At 44.5% G+C, this 25891-nt stretch carries 21 protein-coding genes, 1 pseudogene and 1 other annotated feature; of the genes and pseudogenes, 3 read left to right on the top strand and 19 right to left on the bottom strand.

Translation table 11 applies throughout. The features are described 5' to 3' along the window. Positions 1-4: 4 nt before the first annotated feature. The 6 genes from hemL to hemA are packed head-to-tail and all read right to left on the bottom strand — an operon-like array spanning position 5 to position 6259. Positions 5-1297, bottom strand: coding sequence for a glutamate-1-semialdehyde 2,1-aminomutase (gene hemL / locus V756_RS0111875; RefSeq protein WP_024714845.1), 1293 nt, complete (start codon positions 1295-1297; stop codon positions 5-7). A 29-nt stretch (positions 1298-1326) separates the two neighbouring features. Next, a complete protein-coding gene (hemB, locus tag V756_RS0111870) occupies positions 1327-2301 on the bottom strand; it encodes a porphobilinogen synthase (RefSeq protein ID WP_024714844.1) in 975 nt (324 codons plus the stop codon). Further along, complete coding sequence (hemD, locus tag V756_RS0111865; protein WP_024714843.1) at positions 2298-3086, bottom strand: uroporphyrinogen-III synthase; 789 nt, start codon at positions 3084-3086, stop codon at positions 2298-2300. Before hemD ends, hemB begins: the two co-directional genes overlap by 4 nt. After that, positions 3076-4017: a hydroxymethylbilane synthase gene (gene hemC / locus V756_RS0111860; protein ID WP_024714842.1), complete on the bottom strand. Its 942-nt coding sequence runs from the start codon at positions 4015-4017 to the stop codon at positions 3076-3078. The genes hemD and hemC overlap by 11 nt, the downstream gene beginning before the upstream one ends. Before the next feature lie 36 nt (positions 4018-4053). Next, positions 4054-4884, bottom strand: coding sequence for a cytochrome c biogenesis protein (locus V756_RS0111855; RefSeq protein WP_024714841.1), 831 nt, complete (start codon positions 4882-4884; stop codon positions 4054-4056). 7 nt (positions 4885-4891) lie between these two features. Further along, positions 4892-6259 carry a glutamyl-tRNA reductase gene (gene hemA / locus V756_RS0111850; protein WP_024714840.1) on the bottom strand — a complete coding sequence of 456 codons (1368 nt, stop codon included), beginning with the start codon at positions 6257-6259 and terminating at the stop codon, positions 4892-4894. Positions 6260-6488: 229 nt separating this feature from the next. Between hemA and V756_RS0111845 the strand changes: the two genes are divergently transcribed. Continuing rightward, on the top strand, positions 6489-6986 hold the full coding sequence (locus tag V756_RS0111845; protein ID WP_024714839.1) for a hypothetical protein: 498 nt from the start codon (positions 6489-6491) through the stop codon (positions 6984-6986). Positions 6987-7009: 23 nt separating this feature from the next. Here V756_RS0111845 and yihA read toward each other — a convergent pair whose 3' ends face one another. The 13 genes from yihA to ilvB all read right to left on the bottom strand — a co-directional run bounded on the left by yihA (position 7010) and on the right by ilvB (position 24099). Beyond that, positions 7010-7597, bottom strand: coding sequence for a ribosome biogenesis GTP-binding protein YihA/YsxC (gene yihA / locus V756_RS0111840; RefSeq protein WP_024714838.1), 588 nt, complete (start codon positions 7595-7597; stop codon positions 7010-7012). Then, the gene (gene lon, locus V756_RS0111835; RefSeq protein WP_024714837.1) at positions 7594-9918 is read right to left on the bottom strand and encodes an endopeptidase La; all 2325 of its coding nucleotides are present in this window, start codon (positions 9916-9918) and stop codon (positions 7594-7596) included. Before lon ends, yihA begins: the two co-directional genes overlap by 4 nt. 180 nt (positions 9919-10098) lie before the next feature. Next, positions 10099-11757 (bottom strand): ATP-dependent protease LonB, encoded by a 1659-nt coding sequence (gene lonB, locus V756_RS0111830; protein ID WP_024714836.1) that lies wholly within the window; start codon positions 11755-11757, stop codon positions 10099-10101. A gap of 152 nt (positions 11758-11909) precedes the next feature. Further along, positions 11910-13172, bottom strand: coding sequence for an ATP-dependent protease ATP-binding subunit ClpX (gene clpX / locus V756_RS0111825; RefSeq protein ID WP_024714835.1), 1263 nt, complete (start codon positions 13170-13172; stop codon positions 11910-11912). Positions 13173-13442: 270 nt separating this feature from the next. Beyond that, on the bottom strand, positions 13443-14717 hold the full coding sequence (gene tig, locus V756_RS0111820; RefSeq protein WP_024714834.1) for a trigger factor: 1275 nt from the start codon (positions 14715-14717) through the stop codon (positions 13443-13445). A 227-nt stretch (positions 14718-14944) separates the two neighbouring features. Next, positions 14945-15949 carry a DNA damage checkpoint antagonist DdcA gene (gene ddcA / locus V756_RS0111815; RefSeq protein WP_024714833.1) on the bottom strand — a complete coding sequence of 335 codons (1005 nt, stop codon included), beginning with the start codon at positions 15947-15949 and terminating at the stop codon, positions 14945-14947. A 116-nt stretch (positions 15950-16065) separates the two neighbouring features. Next, positions 16066-16665, bottom strand: a complete 600-nt coding sequence (leuD, locus tag V756_RS0111810; protein ID WP_024714832.1) for a 3-isopropylmalate dehydratase small subunit — start codon at positions 16663-16665, stop codon at positions 16066-16068. A gap of 12 nt (positions 16666-16677) precedes the next feature. After that, positions 16678-18096: a 3-isopropylmalate dehydratase large subunit gene (gene leuC, locus V756_RS0111805; protein ID WP_024714831.1), complete on the bottom strand. Its 1419-nt coding sequence runs from the start codon at positions 18094-18096 to the stop codon at positions 16678-16680. A 50-nt stretch (positions 18097-18146) separates the two neighbouring features. Continuing rightward, positions 18147-19244: a 3-isopropylmalate dehydrogenase gene (leuB, locus tag V756_RS0111800; protein WP_024714830.1), complete on the bottom strand. Its 1098-nt coding sequence runs from the start codon at positions 19242-19244 to the stop codon at positions 18147-18149. A 20-nt stretch (positions 19245-19264) separates the two neighbouring features. Continuing rightward, on the bottom strand, positions 19265-20821 hold the full coding sequence (locus V756_RS0111795) for a 2-isopropylmalate synthase (RefSeq protein WP_024714829.1): 1557 nt from the start codon (positions 20819-20821) through the stop codon (positions 19265-19267). Next, entirely contained in the window at positions 20808-21836 is a 1029-nt protein-coding gene (gene ilvC / locus V756_RS0111790) for a ketol-acid reductoisomerase (RefSeq protein ID WP_024714828.1), read from the bottom strand. Before ilvC ends, V756_RS0111795 begins: the two co-directional genes overlap by 14 nt. Before the next feature lie 23 nt (positions 21837-21859). After that, the gene (gene ilvN / locus V756_RS0111785) at positions 21860-22378 is read right to left on the bottom strand and encodes an acetolactate synthase small subunit (protein ID WP_024714827.1); all 519 of its coding nucleotides are present in this window, start codon (positions 22376-22378) and stop codon (positions 21860-21862) included. Then, positions 22375-24099: an acetolactate synthase large subunit gene (ilvB, locus tag V756_RS0111780; RefSeq protein WP_024714826.1), complete on the bottom strand. Its 1725-nt coding sequence runs from the start codon at positions 24097-24099 to the stop codon at positions 22375-22377. Before ilvB ends, ilvN begins: the two co-directional genes overlap by 4 nt. Positions 24100-24221: 122 nt before the next feature. Beyond that, positions 24222-24469 (bottom strand) — a binding site (T-box leader). A 445-nt stretch (positions 24470-24914) separates the two neighbouring features. Here ilvB and cotQ point away from each other — a divergent pair. Next, entirely contained in the window at positions 24915-25244 is a 330-nt protein-coding gene (gene cotQ, locus V756_RS0111775; RefSeq protein ID WP_024714825.1) for an inner spore coat protein CotQ, read from the top strand. 193 nt (positions 25245-25437) lie between these two features. After that, positions 25438-25819, top strand: a pseudogene (locus V756_RS1000000124425) (GNAT family N-acetyltransferase). Positions 25820-25891 lie beyond the last annotated feature (72 nt).

Here is a 25891-nt window from a genome sequence, read left to right as displayed (position 1 = left end):
TCTGTTATCCGCGGCTGATCTCAGCGAATACTTTCTCAGCTGCCTGGATTGTGTTTTCAATATCTTCATCAGTATGGGCCGTCGAAAGGAAAAGGCCTTCGAATTGTGATGGCGGAAGGAATACACCTTCATTTGCCATCCCTTTATAGTAGCTAGCAAACAGCTTCAAATCAGATGATTTCGCTGTTTCATAATTGATGACAGGTTCGTTTGTAAAGAAGAAACCGATCATTGAACCTGCACGGTTAAAGGTATGCGGAATGCCGTGAGCCTCGGCCGCTTTAGAAATGCCTTCTTCCAGTCTGTCGCCTTTTTTGATGAAATTCTTGTAGGATTCAGGTGTCAGCTGCTTCAATGTTTCTAAGCCAGCTGTCATCGCAAGCGGATTGCCCGACAATGTACCCGCCTGATAGATCGGACCGCTCGGAGCAATCCGCTCCATGATTTCGGCCTTGCCGCCATAAGCGCCGACAGGAAGTCCGCCCCCGATCACTTTTCCTAAACAAGTAAGATCAGGCGTCACGCCAAAATAGCCTTGAGCACAATTATAATCGACCCGGAAGCCTGTCATTACTTCATCAAAAATCAGGAGGGAGCCGTATTGCTCAGTAATATCACGCAGACCTTGCAGGAAGCCTTCTTGCGGCGGAACAACACCCATATTTCCGGCAACCGGCTCGACAATGACTCCCGCAATATCTTCACCAAATTGCTGGAAAGCAAGCTTTACACTTTCTAAGTCATTGTACGGAACAGTGATCGTGTTTTTCGCAATGCCTTCAGGCACACCAGGGCTGTCAGGCAGACCGAGAGTGGCCACACCTGAACCTGCTTTAATCAAGAGTGAATCGCCGTGTCCGTGGTAGCAGCCCTCAAATTTTAAAATCTTGTTGCGGCCCGTATAGCCTCTCGCCAAACGGAGAGCGCTCATTGTAGCCTCTGTACCGGAGCTGACCATTCGTACAATTTCTACAGATGGCACACGATCAATGACGAGCTTTGCCAGCTCATTTTCCACTTCAGTCGGAGCACCGAAGCTTGTGCCGTATTCAGCCACTTTTTTGAGGCTCTCTACGACGCGGTCATTTGTATGCCCTAAAATTAAAGGCCCCCATGACAGGACGTAGTCAATATATTCATTTCCGTCAATATCAAAGATTTTGGAGCCTTTTCCGCGCTCCATAAAAATCGGGTCCATGTCTACCGACTTAAAGGCGCGAACAGGACTGTTCACACCGCCCGGCATGAGTTTTTGCGCTTCTTTAAAAGCCGCTTTTGATTTTTCATAGCTTCTCATCTGCCTCAACTCCTGTCAACTGAATTAAATTACTCCGCAAGCCATTTCGCTGCGTCTTTGGCATGATACGTAATAATCAGGTCGGCACCTGCTCGCTTCATGCTTGTCAAAATTTCTAGCACAATTTCTTTTTCTTTGATCCAGCCGTTCTGCGCTGCAGCTTTCACCATAGAATACTCTCCGCTTACATTATAAGCGACGAGCGGCAAAGTAAATTCATTTTTCACATCACGCATGATATCCATATATGAAAGTGAAGGTTTGACAATCAAAAAGTCCGCGCCTTCCTCGACATCTGATTGTGCTTCGCGGAGTGCCTCCATACGGTTAGCAGGGTCCATCTGATATGTTTTGCGGTCTCCGAATTGCGGCGTGCTGTTTGCTGCATCACGGAACGGACCGTAAAACTCACTTGAATATTTCACAGCGTAAGACATGATCGGAATATTGATAAATCCTTCTTTATCAAGGGCTTCTCTGATGGCTGTAACAAATCCGTCCATCATGTTAGAAGGCGCAATGATATCCGCACCTGCTTTTGCTTGGCTGACAGCTGTCTGCGCCAAAAGCTCCAGTGATTCATCATTGAGAATGATCCCGTCTTTAACTAGTCCGCAATGGCCGTGGTCTGTATATTCGCATAAGCATGTATCAGCGACAACAACCATCTCTGGGAAGTGTTTTTTAATTTCTGTGATCGCTTTTTGAACGATGCCGTGATCATGATATGCCTGGGTTCCGCAATCATCTTTTTCTTCCGGGATTCCGAACACGATGACTGATTGAATGCCCAGTCTGACCAGCTCTTCCACTTCATCCTTTAATAGATCTAATGATACATGGTAAACATCAGGCATTGACGGAACAGATTTTTTGCCTTCCAGCCCTTCAACAACAAAAATCGGATAAATAAAATCGGATGGGTGCAAACGCGTTTCCTTCACCATCTCTCTCATTGCTTTTGATGACCGCAGGCGGCGGTGTCTATTAAATGATTGACTCATATTCTCTCTTCCTCTCTAGACATGCTGGACATTAACTCAAGCATGCCATCTATTGTAAATGTATCAGGCGTATACGAAGTGATGCCATATGACAGCAGGGCGTCTCTTGTTAAAGGTCCGATGCTGATACAGGCCGTTCTGTTCGCCTGCCACTTTTTCAATTCTTCTCCCAAGACATGCATAAACGTATGTACGGTTGATGAACTCGTAAAGGTCACATAGTCAAATGAGTATCGGCCCGCAGCCTCTTTCAGTGCCTCGATGCCTTCTTCATCCGGAATCGTTTCATAGACAACCCATTCCTTCACATCAAAACCGAGCGGGACAAGCTCTTGTTTCATCACATCACGTGACAAATTGCCTTTCATTACAGTAATCCGCTCCGCCGGTTCAGCATGCTGTTTAAGGGCCTCCGCCAATTGTTCAGCGATATATTCCTTAGGCATCACATCAACCGACACGCTATGCATTTTCAAGCGGTGTGCGGTTTTTTCACCGACAGCCGCAATTTTTTTATGCGCAGGAAAAATAAGCTGATTTTCCTTTAGATAAGAAAAAAAGAAGTCTGCTCCGTTTACACTTGTAAAAACAAGCCAGCCAGGCGCGTCAAGATCCTCTTTCACCTGTTTTGCAGCATCATTCGGCAAAGCGGGGCGAAACGTAATTAAAGAGGTCAAAACGGCTTTGCCGCCAAGCGCCTCCACTTTTCGCTGAAACGATGCGGCCTGCGCCTTATTCCGGGTGACAAGCACTGTTTTTCCTTTCAGCGGAAAATCATTTTCCATCCTCATCAAGCTCCTGTTTTACACGATCAATTAATGCTTTGGCTCCTTTGTCAGCCATAAGAGCGGCACAGCGCTTTCCGACTTCCTCCGGATCAGTTCCCGTGACAGTTTCTTTAAAAATGATTTTGCCGTCAGGAGAAGCGACAAGCCCAGTCAATTCAATTTCATCCTGCCCGTTTAACACGGAGTAGCCTGCGATCGGAACCTGGCAGCCGCCCTCCATCGCGTTTAAATACGCACGTTCGGCCAACACGGTCCGTTTTGTATATTCATCTGTAAACTGAGAAAATAACGCCAACAGCTCTTCATCCGATTCTCGGCACTCAATCGCCAGTGCGCCCTGGCCCACAGCAGGCAAACAGCGCTCAGGCTCGAGGAATTCGGTTACGACGTCCTGCTTCCAGCCCATTCTGGAAAGTCCGGCAGCCGCTAAAATAATCGCGTCATAATCCTCAGTCTCCAGCTTTTGAAGTCTCGTATCTATATTACCCCTGATCCATTTAATTGTAATGTCAGGACGCTCGATCAAAAGCTGGGCGCTTCTTCTTAAACTGCTTGTGCCGATGACAGCGCCTTCCTTCATTTCTGAAAGTTTTACGCGATCCTTTGAAATAAGGGCATCACGCGGATCTTCCCGTTCGGGAATACAGCCGATCACAAGACCTTCAGGCAAAACAGCAGGCATGTCCTTCATGCTGTGCACCGCCATATCAATGTCTTCGTTTAAAAGCGCTTGTTCAATCTCTTTGACAAACAGCCCTTTTCCGCCCACTTTTGAGAGCGTAACATCGACGATCCGATCACCCTTTGTCACGATTTCTTTAATTTCAAAGGCAAGCGAAGGGTTGATTTCCTTCAGTTTTTGAATGACCCATTTTGTTTGAGTCATAGCGAGTTTGCTCCGTCTGGAACCTACTTTTATTGTTCTCATCGTTTTCTTTCCTCCCGAATCTGCTTGGGACATCATTTAACTGAACCAATGGAATTGCGACAGGCTTCCAAGCAGGAAATAATTGATCATCAGCACCAGAAAACAAGCCGCATTCCACAGTGCAGCGATCTTTCCTTGCAGCTCTTTAATCAGCCTGATATAAAGATAATAGCTGTACAGCAGCAGGACGACAAACGAACCAAGCACTTTGGCGTCGAACCAATACAGCGTTTCTAGTGAGACATACGCCCAAATGACGCCGAGAATCAAACTCAGCAACAGCATCGGAACCCCGATGACATTCAGAACATAGGCCATATGATCAAGCTTAGACAAATCTTCTATTCTCAACAGCCATTTTCCCCATTTTTTCTTTTTCAGCAGACGATATTGAAACATATATAGCACAGAAAAAACGAAAGAAAGGGAAAAAGCGCCGTATGAAAGAATCGCCATTGTGATATGAATCACCAAAAGCTCAGATACAAGCTGCCCGGAAAAAGCAGCTGACTGCTGCTCTGTCGGTGAAAATGTGTGAATGGCAATCATAGAAAATCCTATTACATTTGTAAAAAACACGATAAAGTCCACGCGTAACAGCTTTGTCAGTACAAGTGACAGCGTGACAAGCACCCAAGCATAAAAATAAAGCGCCTCCGTCACATTTAATACCGGAAACCGTCCCGTCACCCACATAAAATAGGCCAAATACACGGTTTGCAGAGTCCAGACAATAGAAAGCAACCAGAAGGCCATTTTTCCAGCCTTCCGGTTGTGTTGAAGAAAATCTATAAAATAAAAGAGTACACTTAATGCGTAAATGACGATTGTCCCCTCATTAAGTCTTGCCATTGCAGTATCAATCATTCAGCTTTCACTCACTTACAAGTGGGGCAAAGCCCGCTTTTGATTCAGCCTTCTTAAAAGAATGGACCTTTTGGCTGCTTTCAACTGTTCTCATCATTTGACGGCCGGCAGCTTCTTCAATATCAAAAATCTGCATAAACAATGCCAATTTTTCTTCAGAATCAGCATCTGCCGCAAGCTCTTTCACCTTTAATATCGGATCGCGCAGCATTTGGTTAATGATGCTTTTAGTGTGTTTATTCAGTAGCTTTTTCTCTCTTGTGCTCAAGTGAGGCAGCTTCCGCTCGATGCTTTCCATCGTTTCTGACTGGATGGCAAGCGCCTTTTCCCGCAATGCGGAAATCACCGGCACAACACCAAGTGTATTCAGCCATTGTTTAAACTCCACAATGGTTTCTTCAATTAACAGTTCAACTTTTTCAGCGGTTTCTCTGCGCTCTTTCATGTTCGCTTCTACAATGCCTTCCAGATCATCGATGTCATAAAGAAAAACACCTTCAAGGTCATTCAGCGCCGGATCAAGATCTCGAGGCACGGCAATGTCCACCATAAACAACGGACGTCCCTTGCGAAGCTTATTCGCGTTTTCCATCATCTCTTTGGACACAACAAAATCACTTGCACCGGTTGAACTGATTAAAATATCGGCCTCCGCAAGCGCACTTTCAAGCTGATTCAAGCTTCTCGCTTCACCGGAGAAACGGTCTGCAAGCTCTTTCGCTTTCAAGTATGTTCGGTTAATGACAGTGACCTTGCCAATTCCCTGTCCGTGCAGGTTTTCCGCTGCAAGCTCGCCCATTTTTCCCGCACCGAGAATCAAGATGTGCTTGCTTGAAAGGTTTCCGAAGATTTTTTTAGCAAGTTCAACTGCGGCATAGCTTACTGATACTGCATTTGAGCCAATGTCTGTTTCGGCATGAGTTCGTTTGCCCACTGTAACGGCCTGCTTAAACAGCTCATTAAAAATAGTCCCGATCGTTTTTTCTTGCTGAGCTGTTTTAAAGCTGTCTCGTACCTGACCGAGAATCTGCGTTTCGCCAATCACCATAGAATCAAGTCCGCAGGCGACACGGAATAAATGCTCAAAAGCCGCGTCGCTTTCGTAAAATGTTAAGAAAGGCGACAGCTCTTCTTTGCTTAATTGAAACCAATCAGCTAAAAATCTCTTTATATAATAACGGCCGGTATGAAGCTGGTCGACTACCGCATAAATTTCAGTACGGTTGCAGGTTGAGACGATGATGTTTTCAAGAATGCTTTTCTCTTCTTTCAATTTCACCATCGCTTCTGCCAGCTCATTCGGCTGAAAGCTTACCTTTTCACGTATCTCAATAGGGGCGGATTTATAATCTACTCCCACAACAAGTATATGCATAGCCCTAATTACACCCCCAACACCCAATCTTTATTTATAATCATTCTAACATAGAACTCATTATTTATAATAATTATAACATACATTCTTTCACAAAATGTGAACAGATTTTAAAATTCTTATGCTATATTAGAAAAAGCTTCATGGAAAAGAAGCATACCTATTGACAATACCAAAAACAGCAGAAATTTACTACACATCAGCTCTAAAAAACAAGAAGGTGATATGCATGAAACAAAAATCCATTTTATTCCCTTGTCTGCTGCTTGCCGCTTCAGTATATGCTTGGCTTGAAAGCGGCCAAGCCGAACTGTTTTCAGGACAGGACCAATGGCCTGTTCTCCTCATGCTGTTAGGCGCAGCCTTTATCTATCAAGGAAAAAAAGAAGCCGTCACACCCCACTTTTTTATCGGCCTGCTTCTTTTTGGAATCGGTTTGCACTTTTTCGCAAAGCCGAGATGGACATGGTGGCCGGATGATTTTGAAATGCTCCTTTTTATGATCGGTTTCTCGCTCTTGGTTTCAACCGTTCAGAAAAAAGAATATGTATATGAAGCTGTGTCGATGATTTGTTTTTCCCTGTTTTTGTACTTTTTTAAACAAATTATGGCGTGGCTTGAATCCGCGCATATTCCGACAGCGCTTCTAAAAGAGTATTGGCCGTTTGTCTTTATCGGGATCAGTTTATTGTTATTATTGATAAAACGGAAAAAATCTATACGATAAATAAAACCGGCAGAGAGTACTCTCTACCGGTTTATCATTTTTTTGATCGCTCCCCAAGCTTCATCTTTCCCCTTTTTCGTTTCAGAGGAGAAGAGAATCAGCTCGTCTTCCGGATCAATATTTAATGTCTGTCGGACAACCTTTGCGTGTTTGTCCCATTTTCCTTTTGGGATCTTATCCGCTTTTGTAGCGATAATAATAACAGGAATGCCGTAATGCTTTAAGAATTCATACATCTGCACATCATCATTAGACGGCGCATGCCGCAAGTCAACGATCTGCACCACCGCTTTCAATTCCTCGCGTGTCGTGATGTAGGTTTCAATCATTCTGCCCCATGCTTCACGCTCTGACTTTGACACTTTGGCAAAACCATAACCCGGCACATCTACAAAATGAAGCTCATCATTGATAATGTAGAAATTGAGCGTTTGTGTTTTTCCCGGTTTTGATGATGTTCTCGCAAGATTTTTGCGATTGATTAATGAATTGATAAAAGATGACTTTCCCACATTCGATCTTCCGGCCAATGCAATTTCCGGAAGCCCGCCCTCAGGGTACTGTTCCGGCTTAACTGCACTGATCACGATTTCTGACTTTGTGACTTTCATTTTTTCTCTCCTACCAAGGCATGTTCCAAAACTTCGTCTAAGTGGGACGCCAATATAAATGTCAGCCCCTCTCTGACGCTTTCTGGAATATCCTCTATATCTTTTTCATTCTCTTTAGGCGCAATAATGGTCGTTAATCCCGCTCTATGCGCGCCAAGCGCTTTTTCCTTCAATCCGCCGATCGGCAGCACGCGTCCGCGAAGCGTGATTTCCCCAGTCATGCCGACCTCACGCGAAACCGCACGTCCCGTTAAAGCAGAAACGAGCGCTGTCGCCATCGTGATACCGGCTGATGGACCATCTTTAGGCACCGCACCCTCAGGTACATGTATATGAATATCATACTTCTCATGAAAGTCAGGTTCAATGCCTAGTTCTTCTGTTTTTGAACGCACATAGCTGAATGCAGCTTGGGCCGACTCTCTCATGACATCTCCGAGCTTTCCTGTCAGGATCAATTTTCCTTTCCCCGGTGAAAGCGATACTTCAATCGACAGCGTATCTCCGCCGACGGTTGTATAGGCAAGCCCTGTCACTACGCCAACTTGATCTTCTGTTTCGGCTTGTCCGTATCTGAATATGCGCTTTCCAATAAAGTCTTGAAGGTTCTTCTCAGTAACCGTAATCCGTTTTCGCTCTTCAGCGACAATGGCTTTTGCCGCCTTACGGCAAATCGCGGCAAGCTGGCGTTCAAGGCTTCTCACACCCGCTTCTCTCGTGTAGTAGCGGATTATGTCCAGAATCGCCTGATCACGCAGCTGCAGGCTGCTTTTCTTCAGCCCGTGTTCCTTGATTTGCTTCGGAAGCAGGTGGTCTTTTACAATTTCGAGTTTTTCTATTTCTGTGTAACCCGCAATATTAATAATTTCCATTCTGTCTCTGAGCGGACCCGGAATCGTTGCCAAATTGTTTGCTGTTGCGATAAACAGCACTTTTGATAAATCAAAGGTTTCTTCAATATAGTGATCACTGAAGGTGCTGTTTTGCTCAGGATCAAGCACTTCAAGCATAGCAGATGACGGGTCACCCCTAAAGTCTGATGACATTTTATCGATTTCGTCCAATAAGAAGACCGGATTCAGCTTGCCGGCTTTTTTCATGCCTTGAATAATGCGTCCGGGCATGGCTCCGACATAGGTCCGTCTGTGTCCGCGGATCTCTGATTCGTCACGCACTCCGCCGAGTGAGATTCTGACGAATTTCCGCCCTAAGCTCTTTGCGATTGATTTGGCTAAAGACGTTTTCCCGACACCTGGAGGTCCTGCCAAGCAGAGAATAGGGCCTTTCAAAGATTTTGTCAGCTTTTGGACGGCCAAATATTCTAAAATACGCTCTTTTACTTTTTCCAGTCCGTGATGCTCTTCGTTCAAAAGACGTCCTGCTTCCTTCAAATCAAGCTTATCATCTGTCTCATCCGTCCATGGAAGAGCAGTCAGCCAGTCGATATAGTTGCGAATCACGGAGCTTTCCGCGGAACTTGACGGGATTTTTTCATACCTGTTCAATTCCTTAAGCGCGGTTTCCTTCACATGGTCAGGCATGCCCGCTTCTTCGATTTTTTCCGTCAGCGTCTGTACTTCGCCTGTTTTGCCTTCTTTATCGCCAAGCTCTTTTTGGATCGCCTTCATCTGTTCACGCAAGTAGTATTCCTTCTGCGTACGCTCCATCGAACGTTTGACGCGCTGGCCGATTTTTTTCTCAATCTCCAGCACTTCTTTTTCATTATTAATAAAATCAATAACCTTGTTCAGCCTGTCTTTGACGTCAGCCGTTTCTAAAATATCCTGCTTGTCCTTTAGTTTTAGAGGCAGATGGGAAGCAACGATATCTGCCATTCTCCCTGGCTCTTCGATATCAGTAACCGCGGCGTACGTTTCAGCCGAGATTTTTTTAGAAATTTTTATGTACTGATCAAAGTGGTCTAACAAAGTCCGCATCAAGGCTTCGTCTTCTGTATCTTTCGATTCATCTTCATGAATCAGCTGAATGTCGACCGACGTGTAATCCTCATGCTCATTATATTTGACGATTTGGGCGCGTTTGAGACCCTCAACCAACACACGAATCGTACCGTTCGGAAGCTTCAGCATTTGCTTAATTTTTGTATAAGTGCCGACAGTGAAAATCTCATCTTCACCTGGTTCGTCTATCGAAATATCCTGCTGAGTGGCTAAAAATATCATATGATCATGCATCATGGCCTGTTCAAGTGCCTGAACCGACTTGTCACGTCCTACATCTAAGTGCAAAACCATCGTCGGGTACACTAATAAACCTCTTAAAGGGAGGAGCGGGATGCTGCGTTTTAATTCTTCTGCCATGTAACTGACACCTCCGTGACTTTAGTATGAACCATTATAATACAACTTTTTCATCCTTGTACAATAAACGGCATGGTTCCATTTTCTATAAAACAGTCTCCTCGTAGTATACCCTTTCTTTCTGATATGAAAAAGGAAAAGATGTCCTGCATGAAAAAAACCCTATTATTAAAATAGGGCTTAAACGGATTCTTTATTGATCTCAATCTGAAATGGCTTTTGTTCCGTTGGCGGATTCACTAAAATTTCATCAAGCACTTCCTGGAACGTCTTCACTGCGACAATCGTGATTCCGTCAATCTGCTTTAAGATCGACTGCTGATTTTCATATGGAATAATCACTTTTTTCGCACCGGATTGTTTGGCTGCTTTTATTTTCGGTATGACGCCTCCAATAGGTTTGACAAGTCCGTTCAGGCTGATTTCGCCTGTCATGGCAACGGTATTGTCAATCGGGATTTTGTGTATCGCCGAGAAAATCCCAGCAGCCATCGCGATGCCTGCTGACGGCCCGTCAATCGGAATCCCTCCGGGGAAATTGATGTGAATATCATAATCAGACGGCTTCATCCCCATTGTACGGAGCACCGTTAATACGTTTTCAACCGAACCCTTCGCCATGCTTTTTCGCCGGATTGATTTTGATTGGCTGCCGATGCTTTCTTCTTCAGCAATTCCTGTAATATTAATGGATCCTTTATCCTGAGCCGGGGTAACACTCACTTCGATTTCCAGAAGCGACCCGCTGTTAGGCCCATATACTGCAAGCCCATTTACAATGCCGACTTGTGGTTCTGCACCGATTTTCTGCTCGTGCTTCGGAGTAAGCTGGCTGGAATGAATGACCCATTCAATATCCTCAATCGTAATGTCTTTCCGATTCTCCGTTACTGCCATCCCCGCGGCGATTTGAATCATATTAACAGACTCGCGCCCGTTCCGCGTATAACTGGTTAATAGATCCAGACCTTCCTCAGAGATGTTTTTTTCAATTTTATCCGCTGCTGTTTTGGCAACGGTTTTGAGCTCATCCTTTTCAAGCTCACGGAAAAATACCTCTAAGCAGCGGGATCGGATAGCTGGGGGAATTTCATTCGGCATTCTTGTTGTTGCGCCAATGAGGCGAAAATCTGCCGGCAGCCCATTTTGAAAAATATCGTGAATGTGATTTGGAATTTGTGTGTTTTCCTCACTGTAATACGCACTGTCTAAAAAGACTTTCCTATCCTCAAGCACCTTCAGCATTTTATTCATTTGAATCGGATGCAGCTCCCCTATTTCATCAATAAACAGCACACCCCCATGGGCATGGGTAACCGCTCCCTGCTTCGGCTGCGGAATCCCGGCCTGCCCCATCGCTCCGGCCCCTTGGTATATGGGATCATGGACAGAGCCGATGAGCGGATCGGCAATTCCTCTTTCATCAAAACGAGCTGTCGTCGCATCAAGTTCTACAAAAACAGCCTGCTCTTTAAAAGGCGATTGTTTATGTTTTTTCGCTTCCTCTAACACAAGCCTTGCTGCAGCTGTTTTCCCGACACCCGGCGGTCCATAGACAATGACATGCTGTGGATTCGGCCCGCACAAAGCCGCCTTTAATGCTTTTATGCCATCTTCCTGTCCGACGATATCTTGAAAACTTTTAGGGCGGACCTTTTCAGATAATGGCTCGGACAAGCTGATAGCACGCATTTTCCGAAGCTGCTCCATTTCCTTCTTTGATTCCTTATCTATCGTGACCTTTTGTGTCCTTTGATTTTTAAGCAAATTCCAAAAATACAAACCGATGATGATCCCAAAAAACAGCTGAATAAATAACGCAATCCCTGTCCAACTCATGATGGTCCCTCCTGAAAAACAATTTATGTATCCAATTCATTCCTCTGATTGCTAGTATCTCCCACAGAAGACGGGAATAAACGTTTTTCCGGAAGAGTTTACACGACAAAAAACCTCCCGAATGTCATCACTCAGGAGGTTTATGATTATCTTTATGCAGATGTTTTGTCTTGGTTTACCTCAGTGCCGTCTTTTAATAAGAGGCGAGGCGGCTCTCCGTGTGTCACAGTTGCTCCTGTAATCACACATTTTTCAATGTCATCACGGGAAGGCAGCTCAAACATTACATCAAGCATGATACCTTCAATGATAGAACGGAGTCCGCGGGCTCCAGTCTTGCGTTCAATCGCTTTTTTAGCAATTTCAGAAAGCGCCTCTTCTTCGAACTCAAGCTCAACGTTGTCAAGCTCAAGCATTTTCTTGAATTGCTTCACAAGAGCGTTCTTCGGTTTTGTTAAGATCGCAACCAACGCTTCCTCATCAAGCTTTTCAAGGCTTGCAATAACCGGAAGACGTCCGATAAATTCAGGAATTAACCCGAAGCGGAGCAAGTCTTCAGGAAGCACTTTTGAAAGAAGATCTTCTTTCTCCAAGTCAGCGGCTTTATTGTCAGCACCGAATCCAATTACTTTTTGGCCTAAACGGCGTTTGATGATTTGCTCGATGCCATCGAAAGCACCGCCGCAAATGAACAAAATATTTGTTGTGTCAATTTGAATGAACTCTTGATGAGGATGCTTGCGTCCTCCTTGAGGCGGCACGCTTGCCACTGTTCCCTCAAGAATTTTAAGCAATGCCTGCTGTACACCTTCACCTGACACGTCACGTGTAATGGATGGGTTTTCTGATTTTCTAGCCACTTTATCGATCTCATCAATATAGATAATGCCTTTTTCGGCTTTTTCCACATCATAATCAGCAGCTTGGATGAGCTTCAAGAGAATATTCTCTACATCTTCACCCACGTAACCAGCTTCTGTCAAAGACGTAGCGTCTGCAATCGCAAACGGCACATTTAAAATGCGAGCCAATGTTTGCGCCAGAAGGGTTTTACCGCTTCCTGTAGGACCGATTAATGAAATATTACTTTTTGAAAGCTCAACATCATCAACTTTGCTGTTAGAGTTAATGCGCTTATAGTGATTATACACAGCAACAGCGAGTGATTTCTTCGCTTGATCCTGGCCGATGACATATTCATTCAGAATTTCACGTATTTCCTGAGGCTTCGGTACGTCTTTAAATTCTACTTCCTCTTCTGTTCCGAGTTCTTCCTCTACAATTTCAGTGCAGAGTTCGATACATTCGTCACATATATATACACCAGGTCCAGCTACAAGCTTACGAACCTGATCTTGTGTTTTTCCGCAGAACGAGCATTTTAATTGTCCTTTTTCCTCGTTAAATTTAAACATTCTTTCACCCCTTAATCTTGTCTCACTTTTTCTTTTACCGGCAGAGCAAAAGAAAATGATTCTTGAATCGAACGAGTATGTATTGCATTTTACCATACTTTCCAAAAAGACGGTAACGATGTGTTTCTGACTTGCACATTCTATATGTATGACACAAAAAAGCCCTGCATTAACTATCTTACCCCAAGAAAAAGAGATAAATCATAATTGTACAAAACAAGGCACGAATGATTCGCGCCCTGTTTTTTATTACTATTATTATGCACCATATTAACGGTTTTCTACAAGAAAATCAATTGCTTTGCGAACTTTTAAATCTTCCTTCATCGCGTCAGTAGAACCGATGGCTTGTTTAATATTTTCAACAGGCATGTTGTATGCTTCAGCCATTTTAGTCAGCTCAGCATCAACTTCCTCGTCTGATACTTCAAGGTTTTCAGCTTTCGCAATCGCCTCAAGAGTCAGGTTAGATTTTACGCGTTTTTCAGCATCTTCTTTCATTTGCTCTTTTAACGCAGCTTCATCTTGGCCAGAGAATTGAGTGTAAAGCTCAAGGTTCATGCCTTGCATTTGCAGACGCTGTTCGAATTCTTTCAGCATGCGGTCAAGCTCAGTGTCAACCATTGCTTGAGGAACATCGATTTCAGCGTTTTCAGAAGCTTTCAGAACAAGCTCTTCACGCAATTTAGCGTCAGCTTCGTTTTCTTTCGCTTCTTCTAAACGTTTCTTTGTTTTCTCAGTTAATTCAGCGAGTGTTTCCACTTCTTCATCGATATCTTTAGCGAATTCATCGTTAAGCTCCGGAAGCTCTTTCGCTTTGATTTCGTGAATTTTCACTTTGAAGACAGCTGGTTTGCCTGCAAGATCTTCAGCGTGGTACTCTTCAGGGAATGTCACTTCAACATCCTTCTCAGCACCTGCTTCAAGGCCGACTAATTGCTCTTCGAAGCCAGGGATGAATGAACCAGAACCTACTTCTAGAGAGTAGTTCTCAGCTTTTCCGCCTTCGAATGCTTCGCCGTCAACGAATCCTTCGAAATCAAGAACAACTGTGTTCCCTTCTTCAACTGCGCCTTCTTCTTTTACAACAAGCTCAGCTTGACGCTCTTGAAGCGCTTTTAGTTCGTTTTGAACATCTTCGTCAGTTACAGCTGTGTCGTCTTTTTCAATGCCTAAGCCTTTGTAGTCGCCAAGCTTCACTTCAGGTTTTACTGTTACTTTCGCAGTGAAGATTAAGCTTTCGCCTTTTTCGATTTTTTCAACGTCGATTTCAGGACGGTCTACCGGCTCGATTCCAGCTTCTTCAACCGCTTTAGGGTATTCTACAGGAAGAAGAATATCCAAAGCATCTTGGTAAAGAGCTTCTACGCCAAAGCGCTGTTCGAATAATCCGCGAGGAATTTTACCTTTACGGAATCCAGGAATTGAAACTTGTTTAACTACTTTTTTAAATGCATCATCAAGTGCTGTTTTAAACGTTTCAGCATCAACTTCAACCGTTAAAACGCCTTCGTTGCCTTCTTGTTTTTCCCATTTTACAGACATGTGTTTCCCTCCAAAAATCTATTCAGGTTGTGTCGGTCTTCCATTCTAAAGCAATCATTCGGCTTCGTCCAACAAAAACAAAGCTGCCAAAGATCAGAATCATTATGTATAGTTGTTAATAATGAACTGCAAAGCCTGTCCAACCGTATTTCTTATAACCCGTTATACACAAATACAACCATTATATTATAACATAACACATAGCGCTTTCAACTATATGGCGCGATTTACAAATAAGAAATTTCTTCAATATCTTTTATCATTGTGCATGCTTCATCAAGTTCTCTGTCAGAAAACTCATACATCATATGAAGTTCTTCTCTTTCAATTTCAATCCCATGCATCTCGTAGCCGACTTTATGCAGGGCAGCCGCCCATAGATCTGCTGACAGCAATTTCGGCTGGAACGGATATAAAACGTACAAATGCCTTCTCCATAATTCTTCTACTGCCGCATATAAGGTCGGATTTTCATTTCCGAGCGTCTCATCGAGCACCCGGAGAACACGGTGCAGAATCGGAGCAGCATCAGGCGGGACAATCTCAGACGGTTCTATTGTCAAAGACTCGCCAAATTTAGTAATGTGCACGGGCTTATTGTACTCGTGCTCCGCCAAAAGCATCACAATCATCGTTTTGATAATTGGGTGAGCCGAAGGATCTTGAAGGATTGTTTTAAGCAGACCTGTATACTTTGCTACGTTGCGGTCTTTTAAGGAATGGATTAAATTCATTTGCTCCTCGGGGCTTGCCAGCACTTTCTCAGTATCAATTGTATCCTCATATTCCTCGGCCCACGCCTCGTCCTCACGTTCCGGATCGGTCATTTTCCGGCTGAAATCAAGCAGCTTATAAAACTGCTCGGCGCTTTCTGCCGGCAGTTGATTTTCTTCCAAAACGGCTTCAATAGTGCTTTTCACTTCTTCGTATTTTTTGAGCTGAATTAAGATGGTCATGTACACCTGCAAAACGGTAAAGTAATGGCCATAGCCTTCTTTGAGCATCTTCTCGCACACGCTTTTTGCCTCTTCCAATTCGCCCAGCTCTAAAAAGCAGATAGCCATCCCTAAGTGAAGATCAGATTCAGTATCATCATATTTCATAGCTTCTGAAAACATTTCCAGCGCTTCTTGATACTTTTTTTCCTTTAGTGATGACATCCCTTTTTCCACAAGGCGGTCTTTCAAATGAGGAAAAGGAATAATTTTTGCGTTCTTCTTGTCATGCGTCATACCTATATTCCTTTCAGGCATTTATTTTGTTCAAGTGTATCAACACCTGTGAACAAACACAAGAAATGAAGGTTTCATAAGGCAAAAAAGCCGCCGGACAAATGCCGGCCGCTTTTTTAGGATTGAAGCCATGAGCTTCTTTGTGATTCAAATTGCTTGATTTCATCTTCAAGTAAAAGGGTTAATGAAATTTCATCATAGCCGTTGGTCAGCATCTCTTTCCAATGCGGATCAACTTCAAATGAAATGTGATTGCCTTCACTGTCATGGATCAGCTGGTTTTCAAGATCTACAGTCATTTGCAATGCCTGGTTTTCATACTGGCTGACAAGTTTTTTCCAATTGTCATATGGCATGCGGATCGGCAGCATACCGTTTTTAAAGCAGTTCTGGTGGAAAATATCAGCAAAGGACGGCGCAATGATAATTTTAAACCCATAATCATCTAGCGCCCACGGAGCGTGCTCACGTGATGACCCGCAGCCGAAGTTTTCTCCTGCTATTAAAATGGAAGCGCCTTGATAAGCCGGCTGGTTCAATTCAAATTCAGGGTTCGGTTCACCGTTCGCATCATATCTCCAGTCAAAGAATGCAAAACGCCCGTAGCCTGTTCTTTCAATCCTTTTCAAAAATTGCTTAGGAATAATCTGGTCTGTGTCAACATTGATTCGATTTAATACGGCCGCTTTCCCCGTATGTGTTTTCAAAGGTTCCATCTCGCGCACTCCTTACACAACTGTTTTTTCCTGATAAAACTTTCGGACATCAATGAAGTGTCCGTGAATGGCGGCCATTGCAGCCATTGCCGGGCTGACGAGATGTGTTCTTGCCCCTTTTCCTTGTCTGCCCTCGAAGTTGCGGTTAGAGGTTGACGCACAGCGCTCTCCCTCAGGAACAACGTCATTATTCATGCTTAAACACATGCTGCAGCCTGACTCTCTCCATTCAAATCCAGCTTCCAGAAAAATCTGGTCAAGTCCTTCTTTTTCCGCCTGAAGCTTCACGCTTTGAGATCCGGGAACGACGATGGCTCTTACGCTGTCAGCTACCTTCTTCCCTTTGATCATATCGGCAGCCTGGCGAAGGTCAGTCATGCGAGAATTTGTGCAGGAACCGATAAATACGTGCTCCACTTTAATGTCTTCAATTTTCTGATGAGGGGTCAGCCCCATATATTCATAAGCGCGAATGGCTTCTTTTTTGTCATCTTCTGCGGAAAAGCTTTCCGGCGCAGGAACTTCAGAATCAACAGGAAGAACCATTCCCGGATTGATGCCCCATGTCACCATCGGAGAAATGTCGCTGCCGTCAAGGACGATAGATTTATCGTAAACAGCGCCCGGATCTGTGCGCAGCGCCTTCCATTCCTCTACAGCCTTATCAAACTCTTCGCCTTTTGGCGTGTACTTGCGGTTTTTGCAATATTCAAATGTCACCTCATCAGGTGCAATCAAACCAGCTCTTGCCCCTGCTTCGATTGACATGTTGCATACGGTCATTCGTTCGTCCATCGTCATATTTCTGAATACTTCCCCAGTATATTCAATGACGTAGCCAGTGCCGAATTTCACTCCGTATTTGCCGATGACAGCAAGAATGACATCCTTTGCCGTTACCCCTTTTTGAAGCGTTCCGTCTACGCGCACTTCAAGTGTTTTCGGCCGCTGCTGCCAAAGTGTCTGTGTGGAAAGGACATGTTCAACTTCACTCGTACCGATTCCGAATGCAAGAGCGCCGAAAGCGCCATGTGTTGATGTATGACTGTCGCCGCATACAATCGTTTTCCCCGGAAGTGTCAAGCCCAGTTCAGGGCCGACGACATGGACAATCCCTTGATCCACACTGTGAAGATCGGCAAGGCGCACGCCGAATTCTTCACAGTTTCGTTCAAGCGCCGTTACTTGGCGTTTCGCCACTTCATCCTTTATCTCAAAACGATTGACGGTTGGGATGTTGTGGTCCATTGTCGCAAATGTGTTTTGGGGCCTTCTGACCTTTCTTCCCTTTTGTCTCAACCCTTCAAATGCCTGAGGAGACGTGACCTCATGAATAAGATGCAAATCAATATAGAGAAGATCCGGTTTTCCCTCACCATGTTTTACAATATGCTGATCCCAAATCTTTTCGATGATCGTTCGAGGCATCATCTTTTACTTCCTCCCTCTACCTATGAACTAAGACCGCTTTAACGTAGCCGTCACACATTAGAAATAGTATTTTTACTCATGATCGCTGCCTTAACTTCCTCTGTAATGGCCTGAGTGCTGCTGAACTCTTCGCCTCGTGCCAAGTCTCTTGTTCTTTTCCCGGAAATCAAGACTTTGTTAACCGCATCTTCTACAGCTTTTGCTTCCTCTTCAAGCCCGAAAGATGTTCTCAAAAGCATTGCCGCTGACAATATGGCCGCGAACGGATTTGCCATCCCTTTACCGGCTATGTCAGGCGCGGAGCCATGAACAGGCTCAAACAGATGAAGGCCTGAGCTTGATAAGCTGGCTGACGGGAGCATTCCGAGTGAGCCTGTCAGCATGGATGCTTCATCGCTTAAAATATCACCAAACATATTTTCAGTCACAACGACATCGAATTGATTCGGTGCATAAATCAGCTGCATGGCCGCATTATCCACAAGCATGTGCTCCAGCTTCACATCAGGAAACTCTTTTGCAACGTCCTCAGCCACTTCACGCCACAGCCGGCTTGATTCAAGAACGTTCGCTTTATCAACAGAGGTTACTTTGCCTTTTCTGGCTGACGCCATTTTAAAGCCCTCTCTGATCACGCGTTCTATTTCCGTCCGCTTATAAAACAGTGTGTCTACAGCTTCCTGCTCACCTTCAGTGTTTACATAGCGTTTGCTCGGCTGGCCGAAATACAGGCCTCCTGTCAGCTCACGGACAATAACGAAATCAACATGATCTATATATTCTTTTTTCAAAGGTGACGCGTCAGAAAGGCTTTCAAACACCTTCACAGGCCGCAAATTCGCAAACAAATCAAGCTGTTTTCTGATGCTGAGCAGCCCTTTTTCCGGCCTCAGCTCGGAAGGATTTTGATCCCATTTCGGCCCGCCGACAGCGCCAAGCAATATAGCGTCCGCATTTTTACAAGCTGCAACCGTTTCCTCCGGAAGGGGGTTGTTATGTTCATCAATCGCCGCCCCTCCAATCAGGCCATATTCAAAATCGAATTCATGGTTAAAGCGTTCGGCAACACTTTTCAGCACGTCTGTCGCTGATTCTAATACTTCAGGGCCGATCCCGTCTCCGGGCAATAGAGCAATACGTTTCTTCAAGGTAACCGTTCTCCTTTCTGTTATGATCCGACAGCTGTATGGTTTTTAAGTCCGCTCATATTCGACTGGAAAACCAATTGACGGTTGACTGCGTTCAAATAGGCTTTCGCTGAAGCTTCTAATACGTCTTGCGCTATGCCCCGCCCTGCTGATTCGTTTCCGTTCACCAAAACTCTGACATACACCTGGGCAAATGCGTCCTCACCTTTTCTGTTGGACTGAATGCGGTAGTCCAAGAGCTCCACGTCTTTATCAATGCAGCGCACAAGCGTGTTGTAGATCGCTTCCACGCTTCCGGCTCCTGTTGCCGCTTCCTGAATAAGCTGTGCATTTTCTTGATTTTTCAAAGAAAGTGTAGCTGTAGGAACCTGACTTGTTCCATAATGCACTTGAAGGGAAAGAAATTCATACCCAATCTTGCGGTCTGTTACTTTTTCTTCTAAAATAAGAGAAACAAGATCCTCATCAGTGATTTCTTTTTTCTTCTCAGTCAACTCTTTGAACATCGTAAAAAATTTATTAATCTCTTCACTGTCAAACTGGAATCCTAAAGCAGTCAGCCTGTCTTTAAATGCATGGCGTCCGGAATGTTTACCAAGGACAAGCGCATCTGCCGTTACACCGACAAGCTCCGGTGAAATAATTTCATAAGTCGATTTTTCTTTTAAGAAGCCGTCCTGATGGATGCCTGATTCATGAGCAAATGCATTATCACCCACAACTGCTTTATTGCGCGGAACAGCCATGCCTGTCAGCTTGCTTACTAAATCGCTTGTTCGCTTAATCTCGTTCAATGTAATTCCTGTCTCAACTCGATAGAAATCTTTTCTGATATGAAGGGCAACAGCAATTTCCTCTAATGCTGCGTTTCCGGCTCTTTCACCGATACCGTTCACTGCGCATTCGATTTGATCAGCACCATTTTCAATCGCAGCAAGAGAATTCGCGACTGCCATTCCCAAGTCATCATGACAGTGGGCCGAAAGCTTTGCTTGATGAATGTTCGACACGTTTTCCTTCATATACTTAAAGATTTTTCCGTATTCCGCCGGGGCCAGGTAGCCGACCGTGTCTGGAAGATTAATAACACTGGCGCCTGCATCGATGACTTTCTCGACGATTTCCGCTAAAAACGGCAGTTCAGTGCGACAGGCATCTTCAGCTGACCATTGCACAACCGGAAAACGCTCTTTTGCGTATTTCACCATTTCAACCGCTCTTTCAATGACTTGCTCACGAGTCATTTTCAGCTTGTGCTTCAAATGAATGTCCGATGTGGCGATAAATACGTGAATTCTCGGCTGGGCACCGTCCTTTAACGCTTCCCAGGCAGCATCTATATCACCTTTTACACAGCGGGCAAGACCGGTCACTGAACAATTTTTAATGGTTCTCGCGATTTCCTGAACAGCTAAAAAGTCACCTCGGGACGAAGCGGGAAACCCCGCTTCAATGATATCTGCCCCAAGTTTTTCGAGCTGCTTTGCTATGGCAAGTTTCTCCTGTGTATTCAAGTTTACGCCAGGGGACTGTTCACCATCACGAAGCGTCGTATCGAAAAAATTAATTTTGCGCAACGGAGACCACCGCTTCCTTCTTCTTGCCTTGTTTCACAAACGGCATCATTTCACGAAGCTTTCTTCCGACAACCTCGATTTGATGTTCGTTTTCGCTCGCATTGATGGCGTTGAATCGAGGACGGTTTACTTGGTTTTCGACGATCCACTCTTTTGCGAATGTACCGTTTTGAATATCTTTTAATACTTCTTTCATCGATTCTTTCACTTGAGCGTCAACAACGCGAGGTCCTGATACGAAATCTCCCCACTGTGCTGTGTCAGAGATTGAATATCTCATGCCCGCGAGTCCTTCTTCGTACATAAGGTCTACGATTAATTTCAGCTCGTGAAGACACTCGAAGTATGCAAGTTCAGGCTGATAACCCGCTTCAGTTAATGTCTCAAATCCAGCTTTGACAAGCGCGCTTAATCCTCCGCAAAGAACCGCCTGCTCACCGAACAAATCTGTTTCTGTTTCTTCTTTAAATGTCGTTTCCAAAACGCCCGCTCTTGCGCCGCCGATTCCTTTTGCGTAAGCAAGGGCTTTGTCTCTCGCTTCACCAGTCACATCTTGATAGATCGCGAACAATGCAGGTACACCAGCTCCTTGCTCATATGTTCTTCTGACCAAGTGTCCCGGGCCTTTAGGCGCTACCAAGAATACATCTACATCCGCCGGAGGAACAATTTGATGGAAATGAACGTTAAATCCGTGAGCAAATACTAAAGATTTTCCAGCTGTCAATTCATCTTTGATTTCAGCTTCATAAACTTTCTGCTGCTGTTCATCCGGAAGCAGAACCATGATGATTTCAGCTTGCGCTGCCGCTTCTTTTACTGAAAATACTTTATGCCCGTCTTCTTGCGCCTGGGTGAAAGATTTTCCTTGTCTAACACCGACGATCACATTAACTCCGCTTTCTTTAAGGTTCAGAGCATGAGCGTGGCCTTGCGAACCGTACCCGATAACCGCTACTGTTTTTCCAGCCAATACGTTCTCTTTGATATCACCGTTATAATATACTTTTACCATTTCAATCTCTCCCTTGTTATGTTTTATACAATAGATATTGTTTTATTGGATGACGTCTTTTGTTGGGTTCCCCTTGCAAAAGCCGTTGTACCTGTTCTCGCGATTTCTTTAATGCCATAAGGTTTTAACAATTCAATAAGCGCTTCAATTTTGTTAGATTCACCTGTTACCTGAACCACAATGCTGTCTCTGCTGACATCAACGACGGAGGCTCTGAACGGTTCTATGATTCCATTCATCTCTGATCTCGTTGACGGTGCGGAAACGACCTTGATTAAGGCCAGCTCCCTCTGGACAATCGATTGATTCGTGATGTCTGTGACTTTCAGCACATCAATCTGTTTGTTAAGCTGTTTTGTCAGCTGTTCAACATCGTTTTCACCTTCAACGTGAACGACAAAGGTGATTCTGGAAACACCGTTTGTCTCTGTGTGTCCAACTGTAATGCTTTCAATGTTGTAGTGTCTTTTTGTAAATAGACCGGTGATCCTGTTCAGCACGCCTGAACGGTTCACTACAGTCAATGTGATAATTCTTTTCAAGGTTTCACCCCCACCATTTCATGCAGCCCTTTTCCCGGAGCCACCATCGGGAATACTTTTTCTTCGCTGGCAACCCGCACGTCGATGACTACCGGTTCTTTTGATGTTAATGCCTCTTCCAGCTTTTCTTTCGCTTCAGCTTCTGATGAAATTCTCATGCCTTTAATGCCGTATGCTTCCGATAACTTGACAAAGTCAGGCTGAGAAGCGAATTTAGATTCTGAATAACGTTCTTCATAGAAAATTTCCTGCCACTGTCTGACCATTCCGAGACAAGCGTTATTTAAAATGACGACTTTGACCGGAAGCTTCAATTCGCGAATGACATCGAGTTCTTGAAGCGTCATTTGAAAACCGCCGTCTCCGACAATCGTGACGACAGTCGCATCTTTATCTGCCAGCTGTGCGCCAATCGCTGCCGGAAGGCCGAATCCCATCGTTCCAAGTCCGCCTGATGTGACCCATTTATCTGCTTTTTGGAACGGATAGAATTGAGCGGACCACATTTGATGCTGGCCGACATCCGTTGCGACAATTGCCTCACCTTTTGTAAATTGATGAATATATTCAATCAATTTCTGAGGTTTAAAGCCTTCTTCTTCATTATCTACATACCAGAGCGGGTACTCTTCTTTCCAAGCGGCGAGCTGTTTTTTCCATTCGCTTGAATCGCTTTGTTTTCCGTCTTGTTTGATCAGCTCCTGCAGAATGATTTTGCTGTCTCCGACTACAGGAATCTGCGTTTTCATGATTTTTCCGATTTCAGCCGGATCAATATCGATGTGAGCAACCTTTGCGTTTCTTGCAAAGTGTTTCAGATTTCCTGTGACGCGGTCATCGAAACGGGCGCCGATACTGATTAAGAGATCACAATCATGAAGGGCCATATTGGCTGTATAAGTGCCGTGCATTCCCGCCATCCCCAAGAAAAGCGGATGATCAGCCGGGAAACCTCCCAGCCCCAAAAGGGTGTGTGCCACAGGGATTTGCTGCTGTTCGGCGTAATTTTTTAATTCTTCTGACGCTTTTCCGTGCAGTACGCCCGCGCCCGCCAGAATCACCGGTTTCTTCGCGCTGCTTACAGCTTCCACAAGCTTGCGGATCTGCAAATAATTCGGCTCTGTTGTCGGCTGGTATCCTGGGAGATTCATCTCATGATCGTAGCTGAATTCCCCTTCAATTGTTGCTACATCTTTCGGAATATCAATCAATACAGGTCCGGGTCTTCCAGTTGTTGCAATGTGGAATGCTTCTTTAATGATGCGCGGCAGATCTTCCGGCTGGCGAACCTGATAACTGTGTTTTGTCACCGGCATGGTAATTCCTAAAATGTCCGCTTCCTGAAATGCATCGCTTCCGATAACGGAGGTTGCTACCTGCCCTGTAAACACAACTAACGGCAATGAGTCAATCATGGCATCAGCAAGGCCTGTTACAAGGTTTGTTGCTCCCGGTCCTGATGTGGCAATGACGACACCCGGTTTGCCAGACACTCTTGCGTATCCTTCCGCTGCGTGAATCGCACCTTGTTCGTGACGGGGAAGGATATGTACCATCCCTGAATTGTAAAGCTTATCGTAAATCGGAAGCACAGCCCCGCCCGGATAACCGAAAATCATTTCTACTTTCTCTTTCTTTAATGATTCAATCAGCATTAATGCTCCGCTCATCGTCTGTGTACATTTGGCAGATGGTGAATCCACCTGTACATTAGTCCCCATTTTAGTTCCTCCTTTTGGATTTTCATCCTCTAAAGATCATCTTTTTTATTAGCTTGATAGCTTATTATTCAATAAAAAGAGCCCTTCCGCCCACAATCAGCCGCGCAGTGAATGCGATAGCTAAAAGGGGCGAAAAGGCTCTTCTTTCCGCGGTACCACCCTTGTTTACGGCCTGGTAATCGGCCGTCTCATGGATATTCCTATCCGCTTTAATAACGAGTGAACCAAGTTCACCCGGCCAAGTCCTACTATGATTTCAGACTGGCACTCTGAGGCGAGTTCACCTTGTAAAGCTTCACCGGTTCTCAGCTTAACCCGGTTCTCTGTGGGAAACTTTATCAAGGCTACTTATCCTCATCTGCGCTTTTCATATTCAGGATTCCAAAACAGTTTTTAAGCTGTTCGAGAATATTTTTCATTCACATTTTTTAAGGATCAGATTGCGATCATTTCGATTGTGAAGCTTGCGTTTATCTTTTGTTGAACTCATATTACGCCGCTTTGGACGCAGTGTCAACAGCATTTTTAAAATTATTAGACAATTTAGATTAATCAAACTATACTGTATACGCTTTCATTATTGGTACAAAAGGAATTGCAAATGAGAAAAGTTTTTATAATTTTTTTATTAATCTATCAAGAATACACCAGAAATAATCAATCTGATAGAAACATGTCATATTTTATAACACGATATAATTTGCATATAGTGTGCAGTTTGACAGATCATCTTGCAAACCATTTCAACTTGGAGAGGCACTTCTATTATTCCCCCGGCATATATTGATCGTATCTTGCAAAGAAAAGGTGATACGATGAATAAATCATTAGCTGATATGCAAGGGTTCCCCGCAGGCTTCCCCAGCTTACCGCAGCCGTATTCTCCAACAGCTCCTGCCTTTTACCAGCAAAGCTATCAGCCGTTTGGAGGCTATGGCGGATACGGACAGCCGTACAGCCAAGCATACAGCCCGTTAAGCGCTCCCGCTGCTATGTACTCCTCCTATCCATATGCTTCAGGATTTTACGGACAGCAATTTTCAGGTGCGGGGTTTAGCGGTCATGGTGCAAGTTTAAGTGCACCAGCGATACACGCTGGCGGATTCGGCGGAGTATCAGGCGTACACGGAGGCTTTAGATATTAGAAGATTTCAAGGGCCGTACATCTATTTCGGCCCCTTTTTTAAAAAACGCCTTCACAAATCCAGTCAGATTTTCTGTCTTTATATTTAGATATAGAAAGGATTAAGACAAAATAAAACTACGTTCTGCAAATCTGTACGTTTTTGAAGAGGAATCGAATTGTATATAAAAATAGATAATTGAACTGAACACCAGATGATCTCACTTGTGAATGAGCTTTACATAGCATGACGCTTATGTCGCCGCCGGAAGCTGTACAAGCCTGAGATTGCATGTTGGAGCGCATAAGGGGAATCAGCGGACGCTTACAGAACCGGACGGAAAACACGGAGGAATCAAATCGACGCGTACGTCTACATCCCCCCATTTTAAAAAAGGCGCTGCCAAACAAGTTCTTCAGCACATCATAGAGGAGGCAAAAAAGCGCTGTTATGAGTGATTAGCGTTCAGTTGCTTCATTTGAGCCGCAAGAAAATTGTATAAAGGCTGCAGCTTTCAATTCTGTGAGCCGTTTGCAGACTATGCTGAGAATCCGAACAGTGTGTTTATGACGAAGAGCTGTAAGACATTTTTATGAGGGTAGATAAGCGCAGAGGGATTTCTGTCTTGTCTATCCTTTTTTCTCTTTACACACTTAACTCGCCTATTT

The organism is Bacillus tequilensis KCTC 13622, from assembly GCF_000507145.1.
Taxonomy (GTDB): Bacteria; Bacillota; Bacilli; order Bacillales; family Bacillaceae; genus Bacillus; species Bacillus tequilensis.
The sequence above is the reverse complement of the archived record's forward strand: the minus strand, read 5'-3'. Positions and strand labels throughout refer to the sequence as shown.

What these genes read in the sequence shown, in the direction of transcription:
- hemL (WP_024714845.1), bottom strand. Translation starts at nt 1,297, where the DNA reads ATGAGAAGCTATGAAAAATCAAAAGCGGCTTTTAAAGAAGCGCAAAAA.
- hemB (WP_024714844.1), bottom strand. Translation starts at nt 2,301, where the DNA reads ATGAGTCAATCATTTAATAGACACCGCCGCCTGCGGTCATCAAAAGCA.
- hemD (WP_024714843.1), bottom strand. Translation starts at nt 3,086, where the DNA reads ATGGAAAATGATTTTCCGCTGAAAGGAAAAACAGTGCTTGTCACCCGG.
- hemC (WP_024714842.1), bottom strand. Translation starts at nt 4,017, where the DNA reads ATGAGAACAATAAAAGTAGGTTCCAGACGGAGCAAACTCGCTATGACT.
- V756_RS0111855 (WP_024714841.1), bottom strand. Translation starts at nt 4,884, where the DNA reads ATGATTGATACTGCAATGGCAAGACTTAATGAGGGGACAATCGTCATT.
- hemA (WP_024714840.1), bottom strand. Translation starts at nt 6,259, where the DNA reads ATGCATATACTTGTTGTGGGAGTAGATTATAAATCCGCCCCTATTGAG.
- V756_RS0111845 (WP_024714839.1), top strand. Translation starts at nt 6,489, where the DNA reads ATGAAACAAAAATCCATTTTATTCCCTTGTCTGCTGCTTGCCGCTTCA.
- yihA (WP_024714838.1), bottom strand. Translation starts at nt 7,597, where the DNA reads ATGAAAGTCACAAAGTCAGAAATCGTGATCAGTGCAGTTAAGCCGGAA.
- lon (WP_024714837.1), bottom strand. Translation starts at nt 9,918, where the DNA reads ATGGCAGAAGAATTAAAACGCAGCATCCCGCTCCTCCCTTTAAGAGGT.
- lonB (WP_024714836.1), bottom strand. Translation starts at nt 11,757, where the DNA reads ATGAGTTGGACAGGGATTGCGTTATTTATTCAGCTGTTTTTTGGGATC.
- clpX (WP_024714835.1), bottom strand. Translation starts at nt 13,172, where the DNA reads ATGTTTAAATTTAACGAGGAAAAAGGACAATTAAAATGCTCGTTCTGC.
- tig (WP_024714834.1), bottom strand. Translation starts at nt 14,717, where the DNA reads ATGTCTGTAAAATGGGAAAAACAAGAAGGCAACGAAGGCGTTTTAACG.
- ddcA (WP_024714833.1), bottom strand. Translation starts at nt 15,949, where the DNA reads ATGACGCATGACAAGAAGAACGCAAAAATTATTCCTTTTCCTCATTTG.
- leuD (WP_024714832.1), bottom strand. Translation starts at nt 16,665, where the DNA reads ATGGAACCTTTGAAAACACATACGGGGAAAGCGGCCGTATTAAATCGA.
- leuC (WP_024714831.1), bottom strand. Translation starts at nt 18,096, where the DNA reads ATGATGCCTCGAACGATCATCGAAAAGATTTGGGATCAGCATATTGTA.
- ilvC (WP_024714828.1), bottom strand. Translation starts at nt 21,836, where the DNA reads ATGGTAAAAGTATATTATAACGGTGATATCAAAGAGAACGTATTGGCT.
- ilvB (WP_024714826.1), bottom strand. Translation starts at nt 24,099, where the DNA reads ATGGGGACTAATGTACAGGTGGATTCACCATCTGCCAAATGTACACAG.
- cotQ (WP_024714825.1), top strand. Translation starts at nt 24,915, where the DNA reads ATGAATAAATCATTAGCTGATATGCAAGGGTTCCCCGCAGGCTTCCCC.